Annotated in this window: 13 protein-coding genes; 8 read left to right on the top strand and 5 right to left on the bottom strand. The window is 52.8% G+C overall.

What is annotated here, in order from left to right; translation table 11 throughout:
* Positions 1-15 precede the first annotated feature (15 nt).
* A complete protein-coding gene (locus LWL52_RS17340) occupies positions 16-1,419 on the bottom strand; it encodes a M20/M25/M40 family metallo-hydrolase (RefSeq protein WP_437179366.1) in 1,404 nt (467 codons plus the stop codon).
* Between the two features lie 1,019 nt (positions 1,420-2,438).
* Positions 2,439-3,443 carry a DUF1028 domain-containing protein gene (locus LWL52_RS17345; RefSeq protein ID WP_242922397.1) on the bottom strand — a complete coding sequence of 335 codons (1,005 nt, stop codon included), beginning with the start codon at positions 3,441-3,443 and terminating at the stop codon, positions 2,439-2,441.
* Positions 3,444-3,899: 456 nt separating this feature from the next.
* On the opposite strand from LWL52_RS17345, the gene LWL52_RS17350 reads away from it, so the two are divergent.
* Both LWL52_RS17350 and LWL52_RS17355 read left to right on the top strand, forming a co-directional pair.
* Positions 3,900-4,718, top strand: a complete 819-nt coding sequence (locus LWL52_RS17350) for an NYN domain-containing protein (RefSeq protein WP_242922399.1) — start codon at positions 3,900-3,902, stop codon at positions 4,716-4,718.
* A 59-nt stretch (positions 4,719-4,777) separates the two neighbouring features.
* Complete coding sequence (locus LWL52_RS17355) at positions 4,778-5,653, top strand: dienelactone hydrolase family protein (RefSeq protein ID WP_242922401.1); 876 nt, start codon at positions 4,778-4,780, stop codon at positions 5,651-5,653.
* A gap of 113 nt (positions 5,654-5,766) precedes the next feature.
* Here the strand turns inward: LWL52_RS17355 and queA are convergent, their stop codons facing one another.
* On the bottom strand, positions 5,767-6,813 hold the full coding sequence (gene queA / locus LWL52_RS17360) for a tRNA preQ1(34) S-adenosylmethionine ribosyltransferase-isomerase QueA (RefSeq protein WP_242922409.1): 1,047 nt from the start codon (positions 6,811-6,813) through the stop codon (positions 5,767-5,769).
* A gap of 203 nt (positions 6,814-7,016) precedes the next feature.
* Between queA and LWL52_RS17365 the strand changes: the two genes are divergently transcribed.
* The 6 genes from LWL52_RS17365 (at position 7,017) to uvrA (ending at position 13,885) form a co-directional block, all read left to right on the top strand.
* Positions 7,017-8,264 carry an ABC transporter permease gene (locus LWL52_RS17365; protein WP_242922411.1) on the top strand — a complete coding sequence of 416 codons (1,248 nt, stop codon included), beginning with the start codon at positions 7,017-7,019 and terminating at the stop codon, positions 8,262-8,264.
* 134 nt (positions 8,265-8,398) lie between these two features.
* The gene (locus tag LWL52_RS17370) at positions 8,399-9,262 is read left to right on the top strand and encodes an LOG family protein (protein WP_242922413.1); all 864 of its coding nucleotides are present in this window, start codon (positions 8,399-8,401) and stop codon (positions 9,260-9,262) included.
* Positions 9,263-9,383: 121 nt separating this feature from the next.
* A complete protein-coding gene (locus LWL52_RS17375; RefSeq protein WP_242922415.1) occupies positions 9,384-9,776 on the top strand; it encodes a DUF202 domain-containing protein in 393 nt (130 codons plus the stop codon).
* Positions 9,777-9,914: 138 nt separating this feature from the next.
* Positions 9,915-10,280: a YidH family protein gene (locus LWL52_RS17380; RefSeq protein WP_242922417.1), complete on the top strand. Its 366-nt coding sequence runs from the start codon at positions 9,915-9,917 to the stop codon at positions 10,278-10,280.
* Between the two features lie 175 nt (positions 10,281-10,455).
* Complete coding sequence (locus LWL52_RS17385) at positions 10,456-10,839, top strand: YidH family protein (protein WP_242922419.1); 384 nt, start codon at positions 10,456-10,458, stop codon at positions 10,837-10,839.
* Positions 10,840-10,975: 136 nt separating this feature from the next.
* Positions 10,976-13,885 carry an excinuclease ABC subunit UvrA gene (uvrA, locus tag LWL52_RS17390; protein ID WP_242922427.1) on the top strand — a complete coding sequence of 970 codons (2,910 nt, stop codon included), beginning with the start codon at positions 10,976-10,978 and terminating at the stop codon, positions 13,883-13,885.
* A gap of 60 nt (positions 13,886-13,945) precedes the next feature.
* On the opposite strand, the gene LWL52_RS17395 is transcribed toward uvrA, so the two are convergent.
* Together LWL52_RS17395 and LWL52_RS17400 are read right to left on the bottom strand one after the other, a co-directional pair.
* Positions 13,946-14,515, bottom strand: coding sequence for a DUF4142 domain-containing protein (locus LWL52_RS17395; RefSeq protein WP_242922430.1), 570 nt, complete (start codon positions 14,513-14,515; stop codon positions 13,946-13,948).
* A gap of 100 nt (positions 14,516-14,615) precedes the next feature.
* Positions 14,616-15,188 (bottom strand): DUF4142 domain-containing protein, encoded by a 573-nt coding sequence (locus tag LWL52_RS17400; protein WP_242922432.1) that lies wholly within the window; start codon positions 15,186-15,188, stop codon positions 14,616-14,618.
* Positions 15,189-15,379: the final 191 nt, after the last annotated feature.

Raw genomic sequence — 15,379 nt, forward strand, 5'->3', positions numbered from 1 at the left:
CTTCAAATTTATCCCTTACAAGCCGTGCTCTAAGATCAGGTATACCAGTGAGGCCATAGCGGCAGCGCCCAGTTGCATTTCGCGGCGGTTCACATTCTCGAACGTATCGATGGGCGTGTGGTGATAATCGAAGTAGCGCTGCGAATCGGGCAGGTAACCAATGAGGGTAATATCGCCCTGGCCTTTCAGCGGGCCAATGTCGGAACCGCCATGGCCCTCCTCAAAATCGTTTAGGCCATAAGGGGCCAGCAGGGGCTTCCATACGGCCACTTTGGCTAACTGCGCCGGGGTACCTTCCACCCCAAAGCCGCGCGGCGTAAAGCCACCCGCATCCGACTCGATCGCAGCCACGTGCTTCTCCTTGTTCTGCTTGGCGAACTCGGCATACTTGGTGCCGCCGCGCAGGCCGTTCTCCTCGTTCATAAACATCACGGCACGAATAGTGCGTTTTGGTTTGATGCCCAGTTTCTTGATCAGGCGCAGCACCTCCATCGACTGCACGATGCCGGTACCATCGTCGTGGGCGCCTTCGGCCAAGTCCCAGGAGTCGAGGTGGCCGCCCACCACGATGATCTCCTCGGGTTTTTCGGAGCCTTTTATCTCGCCGATCACGTTGTATGATTTCACATCCGGCAAAGTTTCGCAGGTCATGCGCAGGTGGAATTTGAGCTTCGGATCGTTCTTGAGCATGCTGCTCAGCAGCTCGGCCCCGTTGGTGCTGATGGCTGCAGCGGGTATCTTTGTCACGTCATCTTTGTAGCGGGTACCGCCGGTATGCGGCACATCCTGCAGCTCGTTGGCCATGGAGCGTACAATTACGCCCACGGCTCCCAGTTTTGCAGCCGCCACCGGTCCCCCTCCGCGCTGGTCTACCGCGCCGCTATAAGCCTGCATGGTATAAACCAACCTGTTATCGAAGGGGCGGTTAAAGAAAACGATCTTGCCTTTCACATGCTTTTTGCCCAGTTTCTCGAGTTCCTCAAAGCTGTGCACTTCCACTACTTCGGCGCTCAAACCCTGCTTACCAGTCCCAACCGAGCCTCCCAGCGCACAAACCGGCACGTCTACCGCCCCGCGTTCTTTGGCAAATATCTGGCCTACTTCTTTGTCGCCACGCACCCAGTGGGGCACCATTACCTCCTGCAAATACACGCGGTCCAGGCCCATGGTATCCATCACCTGGCGGCTCCACTCTACGGCTGCCGCTGCCTGCGGAGAACCGGACAGGCGCCCGCCGATATTTTTAGTCAGATAGCGCAGGTTGTTATAGCTGTCGTAGCTGGTCAGGGCATTGTCGTAAAACTGGCGGATAACGGTAGAGTCGGCGGGTTGCTTTTGCTGTGCCATAGCCGGCAGCGCCAGGGCTGCAGCTGCAGCCGCAGCCACCGCCAGGGTGCGTACTTGAGAATTGAATCGCATGCGTTTCAGGGTGAAGTGTTTGTTTTAAGAGTTTCGTTTAGCGGCTATAAGGTAATAACTTTTCAGTTAGCATGTAAATGTTTAAACTTAGTTGGTGTGATGCTGAGTTCTGTTTTCTGCTATACTTGGTTGCTTCTTCTGATGCTCATTTCTACTTTCTGCTATAATAAGTAGTAACTGTTCTTCTAGTATAATTCGCCGCTATACATACTAGCCTAAGTTTGATGCTCAGTCTTATACTTGCCTTGTTTCATCTTATACTTTGGAGCGCTCCAAGCCCGCGGGGGCTCGTCCTTGCGTTTCGCGCTGTGGCGTGAAGCTGCCCTAACGGGCTGCCGCATGCGCGGCACCGCAACACACCAAGGCGCTCAACCCAAGGACTGGGATCATTCTCTATAGCTTAGGCTTTTACAACTCGCAACTCCTGTAGGGACAGGTCGCGACCTGTCCGGGCGATGGCAGCCGCTTTGAAAGTATAACCTGAGTATATGCCTTCTCTCTTTGCTTGTTTTTTGTCATCCTGAAAGTCGCAGATCCCGCACTTGTTGCGGGTGATCCTGGAGGAAGGGAGATGAAGCCTGATGAATGAGATACTGTTCCTCCTCCATCAGCCCAAAAGTCCCCCTTTAAAGGGGGTAGGGGGATGTTCTTCTTTCTCTAAAACTATACTTCTTATACTTTGGCTTAAGTATACTTGTGCGGTAACAGGTAAAATCTATCTGCAATTTGTCATTTCGACGCTAGGAGAAATCTGCTACAGGCTCCTGAAAGTATTTTATTCAGATCTCTCCTTGCGTCGAGATGACAACAGGGTGGACTCTTTACGCAACTGCATAGAACCAACAACGCTTATACCTAAGCTAAAGCGATTACAGACTCCCCTCCTTAAACAAGGAGGAGTTAGGGGGTGGTTGGACCAGGGACAGCCATACTTATACTTCAAAAAGAACTAACAGCAAAACTCAATCCCTGTTCTTAGAAGACTGCCGGACTATGCTAAACAAAAAGCCTCAGCGCCATTACTTCACCGTCATCAGCTTCGCCATGTTCTGCTTACTCACCGTCAGCAGGCCTACTTCGGGGAGGCGGCTGGTCAGTTCACGCCAGTTGCTGTCTTTTTTGTAGACTTCGCGTAGCAGTTTGGTGGCTTCTTCTATCTGGCCGTTATTAGCCAGCGTAATGGAGTGCCAGTATTTCATTTCCAGGTTGTTGGGGAACATGGCCTCGGCCGCACCATACTCCTGCATGGCCTGCTGCATCTGCCCTTTCTCCACGGCCAGGTCGCCGTTGTTCATGTGCTCGTAGGCCCGGTAGGTTTTCAATAGCCGGTCCAGTTCCTGCAGAGGCTGTTCGTTGTCATCTACCCGCAGGTCGATCAGGCGGTCGTTCCAAGGTTGGTCTGATGCTTTACCTTTTACCACCACCAGTGCCGCCGACTGTTTGCCCCGGATGTCGCCGCCAGCCTCCTGCCCCGCCTGCAGCGCTAGCAGCACGCGTTCGGCCAGCGGCTGGCCCTCACTCTTTTCAAAGGCTTTGGCCATGGCCGGCCATACTTTGTCGGTCAGCATCATGTTGGCCTGCACCGAGAAGTTTTTGCCTGTAATATCGCCGGCATAGCGGATGCACTGCTTGCCGGTATGCACCGCCACCCGCCCTTGCGCGTCTATAATGGCTACCTGCCGCACCTCGCGCCCCGCATCGTCGGCCAGCAGTATGGCCAGTGCTTCTTCCGGCGACTTTCCTTCTTTGAGCAGCGCCAGGCCTCTGGGCCCGAAGGATTTGTTGGTGAAAGACTGCGTGGCTACGGCACCCACGCCGGCCTCGGCCCAAGGCACGGCCGTGCCCACCGAGAACCAATGGCTCTGCACCCCTACGGCCATCTCGCCGGTTTTCGGGTCGCGGGCCACGATCGAGAATGTGTGCGCCAATGGTTCCTCGGCTTTAAATACCTGTGCCTTTGCCGTACCCAGCGAGGCCAAACAAGAAACTCCCATCGCTACCAATATTGTTTTAAACTTTTTCATAAAATTGATTTTTAGAACCACCCGATTTGCTGGCATTCCGGTACCTGTGTCCCGCTGTTCCCCGCCTTAATGCTTTACGGCAGCTGCAACGACACCCCGCTTTATTACGATGGGCGGGTTCCTTTTGCTACAGCAGGCCGGCGCTGCATGATGTATGAGCGGTTACCTGCCGTACGCAGCGATCATGAGCCACTATCGGATATAATGTTTACCTTGAGCGGCCTGGTGCTGCCAGCTTTAAAAAACGCGCCGGCCTGTCTTTATGCTTGCTTATACTTGTATATACCAGCGCTACTGCAGTTACACAAGTATACTGCATTCTTCTTAAACAATTATACCACTGAGCCGTTAGGGACCAAAGGCTGCTAAACCTCTGTTCAAAATCAAAGTATACAGAGTAGTCCTTACACCTCCAATCAACCCGGATGAGCACCTGCCCGGAAACACCCCTTATACATGAAAAACACTTCGCGTGATAAAAAATTAGGCCGTATGGCCATGCTGATCGATGGCGATAATGCCCAGCCCAGCCTGATTGTAAAACTACTGGCCGAGGCTGGCAAGTATGGCTCCCCTACCATCCGCCGCATTTACGGCGACTGGACCACTCCGCAGATGAACGGCTGGAAAGAGTGCCTGAACAACCATGCTATTCAGCCTATCCAGCAGTTCCGCTACACGGTGGGCAAAAACGCCACCGACAGTGCCCTGATCATCGATGCCATGGATTTGCTGCACTCCGAACTGGTAGATGGCTTCTGCATTGTATCTTCTGACAGCGATTATACCCGCTTGGCCACCCGCATACGCGAGGAAGGCATTTTTGTAATGGGCATCGGGCAGCGCAAAACGCCCAAGCCGTTTGTGAATGCCTGTAACGTCTTTATTTTTACTGAGAACCTGACCGATGACATTGATGATAACAAGATCTCGGAAGCCGGAAAAGAACCCGCAACCGGCCCCAATGCCGGCAGCCAGAGCCGCCCGAACCCAGTACCGTTGCTGAAAGAAGCCTTCACCATGTCGGCTGATGAAGATGGCTGGGCGCATTTGGGCACAATGGGCACGAACCTGCGCCAGCTCGACCCCAGCTTTGACCCCCGCACCTTTGGCTATGGCCAGCTTTCGCAGCTGATCAAAGCGCATAAGGATTTGTTCACCATCCGGCAGGAAGACGACAAAGGTCCTTCGGCCGTGTATGTAAAACGCAAGAGCAACCGCCGCAACGCCCGCCCTAAACAGGGCAAGCCTGAAAAAGAGGCCAACAAAGTATAGCACGGGCTGTTTATGCGTGGGGTTGCATCTTTTATACTTTAAAACCAAGCCTACGCCTTATGAAAAAACTGTTCCTGCTGCTGGCACTTTGCCTGCTAACCCTGCCGCTGGCCTTTGCCCAGAGCAAAATGGCCTGCTGCGCCAAACCCGCTGCTGCTAAAACAACGGAAATCACCAAAGCCACGGCCCGCTTTGCCCTGCTGAGCCAGGATAAGGCCTTTGTTCAGAAGCACGAAAACCCGCTGCCTTTTACGTTGCTACAGGCGACAGGCAGCATGATCACCTATCCCACGGCTGATGGCAAAAAGGCCAATGCTTACCTGATAAAAGCCCCGCAGCAAACAACCCGGTATGTGCTGGTGGTGCATGAGTGGTGGGGCCTAAACAATTATATCAAAAAAGAAGCGGAGCAGCTGGCTACCGAACTAGGCAACGTGAACGTGCTGGCCCTGGACCTGTACGATGGCAAAGTAGCGACCACGCAGGAGCAGGCCGGCCAGTACATGCAGGCCACTTCAGAGGACCGGGCAAAGGCCATCATCAACGGGGCACTGGCCTATGCCGGAAAAGATGCGGAGATTGCTACCATTGGCTGGTGCTTTGGTGGGGGTTGGTCGTTGCAAACAGCTATTATGGCCGGCGACCAGGCCAAAGCGGCGGTGATGTTTTATGGCATGCCGGAGCAGAACCTGGAGCGTTTGAAACAACTGAAAGCCCCGGTATTAGGCATCTTTGCCAGCCAGGACGCCTGGATCACGCCCAAAGTAGTAGCGGAATTTGAGCAGAACCTGACCAAAGCCCACAAACAATTCACGATCAAAAGCTATAATGCCGATCATGCCTTTGCCAATCCCAGCAACCCCAAGTATAAAGCAGCCTATGCGCAGGAAGCACACAAGCTGGCAGTAGCGTTTATCAAAGAGCACCTAAAATAAGCCCTGAACAAGTATAAACAGAACTGAAAAGGTATAAAACAAAAAGCGGTGCCGGGTAGTCCCTGCGCCGCTTTTTTATTTATACCGGGGTATTCCCCTTTAAGGCTATACTATTAAAGGATCAGCATCACGTCGCCGTAGCTCAGGAAGCGGTATTTTTCTTTTACCGCCTGCTGGTAGGCTTCCATCACCAGGTCATAGCCTCCAAAAGCAGCCGCCATCATCAGCAGGGTGCTTTCGGGCATGTGGAAGTTCGTGATCAGGGCATTCGATATTTTGAAATCATACGGAGGGAAGATAAACCGGTCCGTCCAGCCTTCGTTTGGCTTCAGGCGACCATTGGCCGATACCGACGACTCCAGGGCGCGCATGGTTGTGGTGCCGATGGCACACACGCGCTTTTTGTTGTCTAGGGCTTTGTTTACAATATCGGCAGTAGCACCCGGCACCATAAAGTTCTCCGAGTCCATCTTGTGCTTGGTCAGGTCTTCCACATCCACCGGTCGGAAGGTGCCCAAGCCCACGTGCAGGGTAACCGGCGTTACATCCACACCTTTGATTTCGAGGCGCTTTAGCACTTCTTTTGTAAAGTGCAGGCCCGCTGTTGGGGCGGCCACAGCACCCACGTTTTTAGCATACACGGTCTGGTAGCGCTCGCGGTCGGCAGGCTCGGCCTCGCGTTTGATATACTTGGGTAGCGGCGTTTCGCCCAGGTCGTTGATCGTTTTATAGAATTCGTCGTCCGGTCCGTCAAACAAAAACTTGATCGTGCGGCCCCGTGAGGTAGTGTTGTCAATCACTTCAGCCACCAGATCGCTGTCGCCAAAGTATAGCTTGTTGCCTACCCGGATCTTACGAGCCGGATCAACCAACACATCCCACAGGTGGATGTCTTTGTTGAGCTCGCGGAGCAGGAACACTTCGATTTTGGCGCCGGTTTTCTCCTTGTTGCCATACAGGCGGGCCGGAAACACCTTGGTGTCGTTCACCACCATCACATCGCCGTCATCAAAATACTCCAGGATGTCCTTGAAAATGCGGTGCTCGATCTTGCCGGTGGCGCGGTGCAGCACCATCATCCGCGATTCATCGCGGGTTTCGGACGGATGCGTGGCTAAAAGGTTCTCGGGAAGCTCGAATTTAAATTCTGATAATTTCATAAATTAAATATTACGGTATTTAATGCCAAAAGAGTCATTTATACAGGCCTGGCAACCCTTAAAATTGCCGCCCGGGATAGAGGGGAATCCGCCCGCATTAAAAACAAAAAACAAGCCGCAAATTTACTTATTTTGCCTGAATAATTCTTACTTTTAAGAAAATTACTTTAAGGCTGTCTTAATCCCCCTCTCCCCCTGAAACTATGATATACCTGCGATTAATAGGAGAAAGCTTCCGCTTTGCATGGCAGGCACTCAAGGCCAATGTTTTCCGCACCATCCTTTCGTTGCTGGGCGTTACCATCGGCATCTTTGCCATCATTGCGGTGTTTACCCTGGTAGACTCGCTGGAGCGCAATGTGCGGGAAAGTATGAGCTTTATCGGCGACAAAGTAATTTATGTGCAGAAGTGGCCCTGGGCGTTCGGGGGCAGTTACCCGTGGTGGAAATACTTTCAGCGGCCCGAGCCTACCATACGCGAGTTCAGGCAACTGGAGCGCCACCTCACCAACGATGCCGGCTCCACGATTATGTCGAGCAATGGCGGTCTGACCTATAAATTCCGCAACAACAGCTTTTCCGATGCCACACTCTCGGGTGTGAGCTTTAACTATAACAAGGTGATGGATATTCCGCTGGCCCAGGGGCGCTACTTTGCCCCGCAGGAAGTGGAGGCCGCCCGCAATGTGATCATACTGGGTGATGAGATCGCCACTTCCCTGTTTCCGTTCGGCTCGGCAATCGGCCAGGAAGTAAAAGTGGCCGGGCAGAAATTCCGCATCATTGGCGTGCTCGAAAAGCAGGGCGAAAACATCTTCGGCTTCTCAGACTACGACAAAGAAGGCATTGTGCCGTATGGGGCCTTCAGCAAAATTTATGATGTCGGGCCCAGTGGCATCGGCTCCACCATTGCCATAAAAGGACGCGAAGAAGATGTGGGTTTGCTGGAGCTGGAGTACGAAATACGGGGCATAATGCGCAACGTGCGGGGCCTGCGCCCCCGCGACGAGGATAACTTTGCCATGAACCGCCCTGAGATGGCCACGCAGGCTGTAACCGGCTTTTTTGACGTAGTGGGGCTGGCCGGCTGGTTTATTGGCGGCCTGGCGCTGCTGGTAGGCGGTTTTGGTATTGCTAACATCATGTTTGTGTCTGTAAAAGAGCGCACCAATATTATCGGTATCCAAAAATCGCTGGGCGCCAAAAACTACTTCATCCTGTTCCAGTTCCTCTTCGAGTCGGTGTTTCTGAGCGTATTAGGCGGCGGCATCGGGATTCTGCTGGTTTTCCTGCTCACGCTCATTCCGCAGGACATGATGAAGGTGGTGCTCTCGGCCAGCAACATAATCCTGGGCTTTGGCGTATCGGCCGTGATAGGCATGCTTTCGGGCATCATTCCGGCTGTTCTGGCCTCCAATTTAGACCCTGTGATAGCAATCCGTTCCAAATAGGTATATTTGCAACCGCTAAGCAGCCGGCAACGTGTGCCTGCTGTTTTGGGTATTTTTTATGATGATGACGTGCGCCGCACACACTGGCGCACACAGGGCAGCCGCCTTGTGAAGAAGATGAAGAAGAATTAATTATGACAAAGCTTAGAAAGACAAGCAAAACAAAGCTTAACGACGAAAACATTAATACAGGCAGTGGCCAAACCATTCTGAAGCCTGATGCCAACGACCATAAAGCCAAAACCATTACGGACCTGCGCGAAAGCGGCCAATCGACGGCGGCCCCGGCCTCGGAAGAAGACCGCAAAATACGCCAGGCGTTTGTAGACAAAGACTGGAACGAGATCAAGATCGCTGACTCCTGGCAGATCTTCCGGGTGATGGCCGAATTTGTAGACGGCTTTGAGAAACTGGCCAAGATCGGGCCCTGCGTTTCTATTTTCGGTTCGGCCCGTACCAAAAACGATAACAAGTACTACCTGATGGCCGAAGAAATTGCCGCCAAACTGGTGCGCCATGGCTATGGCGTGATCACAGGCGGAGGGCCGGGCATTATGGAGGCCGGTAACAAAGGCGCGCACTCCGAAGGCGGAAAATCCGTGGGCCTGAACATACACCTGCCCTTTGAGCAGTTCAACAACATCTACATCGACTCAGATAAGCTCATCAACTTCGACTACTTCTTTGTGCGCAAAGTGATGTTTGTGAAGTATTCCCAAGGCTTTATCGGCATGCCGGGCGGTTTTGGTACCCTGGACGAACTGTTTGAAGCCATCACCCTGATCCAGACCAAGAAGATCGGCGCCTTCCCGATCGTGCTGGTAGGCCGCTCGTACTGGGAAGGCCTGTTTGAGTGGATCGAGAACGTGATGCTGAACGTGGAAAGCAACATCAACAAAGAAGATTTGGACCTGGTGCACATCGTGGATGATGCGACAGAGGCCGTAAAGATCATCGACGACTTCTACAGCAAATACCTGCTGTCTCCAAACTTCTAACGTATACTTGCCGAAAGTATACCTGGCAAAGCAGGCCTCCGCTCCGGGGCCTGCTTTTTTGTTTTGTAGGCAGGCGCCCCCTTTTGCAACACCTTGGCTGCCGGCTTGCGTACAATTTCGAATGAGCATCAGAGCATTACTATTCCGCAACAGGCACAAAGCCGTAAAGCAGGAGCTAAAGGCACAGGAGAAGCAGAATATCGAGATCCGCGACAGCCTGGCCATGGAACGCACCCGGCTTGCAAACGAGCGTACCTTTCTTGCTTACGGCCGTACAGCCATGGCGCTGGTTATTTCAGGACTTACTTTTATCAAATTTTTTGAGGACCCACTCTATAAGGTTCTGGGTGCTTTGTTCATACCGCTGGGGCTATTTGCAGGCTTTTTCGGCTACCGCAAATACATCCGCAAACAAGAGAAAATCGAAAATCATACCAGCGCCTATACGCCCACCAGCGCTGCCCACGCCGAGATCGCGGCCGAGCAAAAGAAAGACCCGGCCGCCAATGTATAAACCTGCCGGGCAATACGATAGTCACTGCCGTTGTCCCTTGCAAACCACGCCTGCTGTGGGCCTGACCTGTGGGTGCAAAACAGCCTGCCCGGTACACGCTTCTGCCGTAATGCCGTATACTTTTAGAAAGGAATATTTATGCTTAGCCCGGAGAAAGCTGAAATTAAAAAGCTGAAAAAGAAGCTGAAGCTGCAGGAGAAAAAGAATGCCGAGATCCGCGACCAGATGGCCACCCAGCGCACCATCTTCGCCAACGAGCGCACCCTGATGGCCTACCTGCGCACGGCCATGACGGTATGTGTGGGTGGTTTTGCAGCGATCAAACTTTCGGATGAGCTCTACCTGCATGCTATAGGTGGCATTCTGATCCCGATCGGTTTGCTGCTGGGCGTTTATAGTTTGCTCCGGTTCCGGAGCAAACAAAAACTTATCGAAGGCCACCACGAATCCTACACCCCTACCAGCCACGAGCATGAAAAGGTGCATGCGGCACAACATCCCTAGCAATCAACCTCGCAACAAACCTCATCCCTCCCTGTCGATTGGGCTGGTTGCCGCTGCGTGCCTATATTCGGAGCTTTGCTGCTAAGCACTTTCCAAAGAAAAAGCACGGACTTTCCGGCCTTTACCAACCTATACTATTTGCTAGGGCTGCCGTATATCTGACAAAAACCGCGGGATGGCTGATCCGGAAAAAGAAGCGATAAAGAAATTAAAAAAGAAACTAAAGCAGCAGGAGAAGAAGAATGCAGAGATCCGGGACCAGATGGCCATGCAACGCACGATCTTTGCAAACGAGCGTACCCTGATGGCCTACCTGCGCACGGCCATTGCCATTATTGGCGGCGGTTTTGCTGCCCTTAAGCTCTCCAGGCATAAGTATATGGCTATCCTGGGGATCGTCCTGATGGCGTCGGGATTTGCACTGATCGTCTATAGTTTTTACCGCTACTTCCGGAAACAGAAACTGATCAACAAACACAACAGCGAATATACCCATACCAGCCATGGTCACGCCGAACTGCATAACAAAGAAGCCTCCCTGTACGGCAACGTGGATTAGCAGGCCTATCACAGCAGTTATACTTGGGAATTAGTAAACCAATTGCCGGCGTACACTGTTAAGAAGGGTTAGTGTTTTGCGCTTATAAAACGCTGGCAATTTTGTACCTTTGCTATTTAAAATCAACGCATACTGCATGGCTTTTAACCAAGAGCAAGAAATTACTACCGGCACCTCTCAAGCTGCTGTTACGCACGCCCCAGCAATAGATGGCGACGCACAGCAGATCGAAGTATATGGCGCCCGCGAACATAATCTCAAAAACATTTCGATCAAGCTGCCGCGCTACAAGCTGGTGGTGTTTACGGGCATCAGCGGCTCAGGCAAATCGTCGCTGGCCTTCGATACCATATACGCCGAAGGGCAGCGCCGCTACATGGAGACCTTCTCGGCCTACGCCCGCTCGTTTATGGGTGGCCTGGAACGCCCTAGTGTCGATAAAATCGAAGGGCTTTCGCCGGTAATCGCTATCGAGCAGAAAACCACCAGCCGTAACCCACGCTCCACGGTAGGCACCATCACCGAGATCTACGACTTTATGCGCCTGTTGTGGGCCCGTACGGCCGAAGCGTTCAGCTATGTATCCGGCGATAAAATGGTGCGCCAGAGCGATGACCAGATCGTGCACCACATCCTGGAAAACTTCGATGGTAAGCGCCTGGTTATACTTGCCCCGGTGGTAAAAGGCCGTAAAGGCCATTACCGCGAGCTGTTTCAGCAGATCCGCAAAATGGGCTTTCTCCGGGCACGCGTAGATGGCGAGTTGGTAGAGATCACGCCCAAAATGCAGGTAGATAGGTATAAGATCCACGACATCGAAATAATGATCGATAAGATCGTGGTGAAGGAAGAGGACCGCTACCGTTTGTCCAGCTCGATCCAGAACGCGCTAACGCATGGCAAAGGCATGGTGCTGGTGCTGGATGCGGACACAAATAAAACGCATTTCTTCTCGCGCCACCTCATGGACCCGGCCACCGGTATTGCCTACGACGATCCGGCGCCGAATTCCTTCTCGTTTAACTCACCTTACGGCGCCTGCCCCGTATGCAACGGTCTGGGCGAAATACAGGAGATCACGGAAGAATCGGTTATCCCGGACAAGAGCTTAAGTATACGCCGCGGCGGTATTGCCCCCCTGGGCGAGTACCGCGATATCTGGATCTTCAAGCAGATCGAAGCGCTGTTCAAGCATTTTAAAGTATCGGTGTCTACGCCGCTCAAGGATCTGCCGGAAGAAGTGCTGAAGGTGCTGCTCTATGGCCTGGAAGAAGACCTGGAAGTGAACACCAAAAAAGGCAATTACACGGTAGAGTTCGAGGGCATCATCAACTTTCTGAAAGGGCAGATGGAATCGGACTCCGACAACATCCGCGCCTGGGTAGAGGACTTTACGCAAACGAGTACCTGCCCCGAATGCAAGGGCTATCGTCTCAAAAAAGAGTCGCTGCACTTTAAGATCGCAGATAAAAATATTGGCGAGCTTTCGGTGCTGGACATAAACAAGCTAGCGGCCTGGTTCGAAGGGTTGGAGGAGCGGCTCAGCGAGCGCCAGAACATGATTGCCCGCGAGCTGCTGAAAGAGATCCGCAAGCGCATCGGCTTTTTGCTGGATGTGGGCCTGGATTACCTGAGTCTCCACCGCCCGGTGCGCACGCTGTCGGGCGGCGAAAGCCAGCGCATCCGCCTGGCCACGCAGATCGGCACGCAGCTGGTAGGTGTTCTATACATCATGGACGAACCGAGCATCGGCCTGCACCAGCGCGACAACGAGCGCCTGATCAACGCGCTCAAAGACCTCCGCGACCTGGGCAACTCCATTATTGTGGTGGAGCACGACAAGGACATGATCCTGCAGTCGGATTACGTGGTGGATGTGGGCCCGGGCGCCGGCATACATGGCGGCCAGGTAGTAACCGCCGGCACGCCGGAGGAAATAAAAAATGCGGGCACCACTACCGCTGACTTCCTGAGCAACCGCCGCGGCATTGCGGTACCACGCGTAAAGCGGCCAGGCACCGGCGATGTGCTTAAACTGAAAGGCGCTACCGGCCACAACCTGAAAAACGTAACGCTGGAGCTTCCACTGGGCAAGATGATCTGCGTAACGGGCGTATCGGGCAGCGGCAAGTCCTCGCTCATCCACGATACGCTGTACCCGATCCTGAACACACACTTTTTCCGGGCCAAACGCGAACCGCTGCCATACAAGAGCATCGAAGGACTGGAGAAGATCGACAAAGTGATCGAAGTGGACCAGTCGCCGATCGGCCGCACGCCGCGCTCTAATCCGGCCACTTATACCGGCGTGTTTACTGATATCCGCACACTGTTTGCGCAGTTGCCAGAAGCCAAGATCCGGGGCTACTCGCCGGGCCGTTTCTCTTTTAACGTAAAAGGGGGCCGCTGCGAAGCCTGCGAAGGAGCCGGTATGCGCACTATTGAGATGAACTTTTTGCCGGACGTATACGTGCCCTGCGAAGTATGCAAAGGCAAGCGCTACAACCGCGAAACGCTGGAGGTGCGCTATAAAGGCAAGAGCATTACGGATGTGCTGGATATGACCGTAGAAGCTGCCGTGGAGTTCTTTGAAAATCAGCCCCGCATACTGCGCAGAATACAAACCCTGCACGAAGTGGGCCTGGGCTATATTACGCTTGGGCAGCAGGCCACCACCCTGTCGGGCGGCGAGGCGCAACGGGTGAAGCTGGCTACGGAGCTATCGAAGAAAGATACCGGCCAGACTTTTTATATCCTCGATGAGCCTACTACCGGGCTGCATTTCCAGGATATTGAGCACCTCTCGGACGTGCTGCACAAGCTGACCAACAAAGGCAATACGGTGCTTATCATCGAGCACAACCTGGACCTGATCAAGGTAGCCGACTGGATCATTGATATCGGGCCGGAAGGCGGAGAAGCAGGCGGTATGATCGTGGCGCAGGGCACACCCGAAAAAGTAGCGGCTTCCGGCAAAGGCTATACTTCCAGATTCCTGAAAGAAGAGCTGAAAACAAGCCATTATCACGAAAATGGCGAAGCATAAGAAAGTATAAAACAAAAGGGCTGCTAAAGTATAGCAGCCCTTTTGTTTTATACTTTATACTTAACTGGCATCATCCACCACCTCTTCCAGTTTGGTGGCTTTCTGCAGGTGCATCTGCAGGAGGGGCAACTGCCTGGCAGCATATTGCTTTACTTCCATACTGACGCCATTCTTGGCCATATCTTCGTAACGCTGCGTCAGGCGGTCGTGCTGTTCCTCCATGGCTTTGATGTAGGCCAGGTCAAACGCAATGCCTGATTTCTCATTGATGGCGTCAAACACGTCTTTGTCGGCTTTGCCCAGCGACGCAGGCAACACCAGATGCGTCTGGCTGCCCAGCGTCTCCAGTTCGTCCTCCATCTGCCGGTGGTCGTTGGCCAGCTGCTCGGCCAGCGCTTTCACTTCCGGGCTAACCGCTTTTTCAAGTGCCGTCTGCCCCAATTTTATCTGTAACAGGTTACTGGAAGCTGCTTCGGCGGCAAACAGGGCATCATTCTCCATGTTTGTGATGCCGGCCGCTTCGAGCTGTTGTACGCTTTGCTCTTTCGCCTGCCGCACAGGATCGTCGGTGGTGCAGCCGGCAAGCAGGCTGCCTGCGGCAAGCAAACTGATAAGTATGGTTTTCTTCATGTGTAAAAGCTATTCAAAATATAAAGCATCTGCAAGTATCTAATCCTGCAGATGCTTTATGGCCCTTAAGGATGGCCAGACGTGCGCCTGAGCCAGATTATTATTTTACCTTATCATTTACGATTTTGGCACGATCCAGGTGCTTTTGCAGCACAGGCACTGTTTTAGAAGCAAAGGCTTTCACGTCAGGGTCCTGCTCGTTTTGTGCAGCATTCTTAAACAGGTCAATGTCTTCCTCGTGGTCGTCTACCATCAGCGACATATAATCTTTGTCAAACTCAGCGCCTTTTTTATTACGCAGGTTGTTCACATGGTCCATCATACTCTGGTCCATACTGTCGGGCAGTGTAATGTTCTTTTGCTGCGCCAGGGTTTTGAGCTCAGTGTTCGCTTTGGTATGATCGGTCACCATCATCTTGCCAAAGTCTTTTACATCCTGCGAGCTGGCGTTCTGCTGCGCCAGATTGCCTAATTCCACTTCCATCATGCCGCCGCTGGCCGCTTTGGTCATAAATTCAGACTGGTCTTCTTTGGTATCTTCAGCTGCAGTGTCGTCAAACTTTTGTTCATTTGTTTCCTGCGCTTCCTCTACGGTATCCTTTTTCTGATTACAGGCTACGGTACCGAATAACATAGCGGCTACCATGAGTCCTGTTGATGCAAATTTTTTCATAATTTTAGCGTTGGTTAGTTTCAAATATATAGTATAAACCCGTTTTATATACGCCCTAAGCGCTAAGTAGTTATGGAATTCGGGAAGGAGAATTTTCTGCAGGCCCACAGCCACCGGCGGCGGGCATAATGCAAACCCAAAAAGGGAACCTACAAGTATAAGCTTTGCTGATAAGCCGCCCTTGCAACTGC

The organism is Pontibacter liquoris (assembly GCF_022758235.1).
Classification (GTDB): domain Bacteria; phylum Bacteroidota; class Bacteroidia; order Cytophagales; family Hymenobacteraceae; genus Pontibacter; species Pontibacter liquoris.

Bases quoted from the DNA above. Each gene is read 5' to 3' on its own strand.
- LWL52_RS17340 (WP_437179366.1), bottom strand. From the start codon at position 1,419: ATGCGATTCAATTCTCAAGTACGCACCCTGGCGGTGGCTGCGGCTGCA.
- LWL52_RS17345 (WP_242922397.1), bottom strand. From the start codon at position 3,443: ATGAAAAAGTTTAAAACAATATTGGTAGCGATGGGAGTTTCTTGTTTG.
- LWL52_RS17350 (WP_242922399.1), top strand. From the start codon at position 3,900: ATGAAAAACACTTCGCGTGATAAAAAATTAGGCCGTATGGCCATGCTG.
- LWL52_RS17355 (WP_242922401.1), top strand. From the start codon at position 4,778: ATGAAAAAACTGTTCCTGCTGCTGGCACTTTGCCTGCTAACCCTGCCG.
- queA (WP_242922409.1), bottom strand. From the start codon at position 6,813: ATGAAATTATCAGAATTTAAATTCGAGCTTCCCGAGAACCTTTTAGCC.
- LWL52_RS17365 (WP_242922411.1), top strand. From the start codon at position 7,017: ATGATATACCTGCGATTAATAGGAGAAAGCTTCCGCTTTGCATGGCAG.
- LWL52_RS17370 (WP_242922413.1), top strand. From the start codon at position 8,399: ATGACAAAGCTTAGAAAGACAAGCAAAACAAAGCTTAACGACGAAAAC.
- LWL52_RS17375 (WP_242922415.1), top strand. From the start codon at position 9,384: ATGAGCATCAGAGCATTACTATTCCGCAACAGGCACAAAGCCGTAAAG.
- LWL52_RS17380 (WP_242922417.1), top strand. From the start codon at position 9,915: ATGCTTAGCCCGGAGAAAGCTGAAATTAAAAAGCTGAAAAAGAAGCTG.
- LWL52_RS17385 (WP_242922419.1), top strand. From the start codon at position 10,456: ATGGCTGATCCGGAAAAAGAAGCGATAAAGAAATTAAAAAAGAAACTA.
- uvrA (WP_242922427.1), top strand. From the start codon at position 10,976: ATGGCTTTTAACCAAGAGCAAGAAATTACTACCGGCACCTCTCAAGCT.
- LWL52_RS17395 (WP_242922430.1), bottom strand. From the start codon at position 14,515: ATGAAGAAAACCATACTTATCAGTTTGCTTGCCGCAGGCAGCCTGCTT.
- LWL52_RS17400 (WP_242922432.1), bottom strand. From the start codon at position 15,188: ATGAAAAAATTTGCATCAACAGGACTCATGGTAGCCGCTATGTTATTC.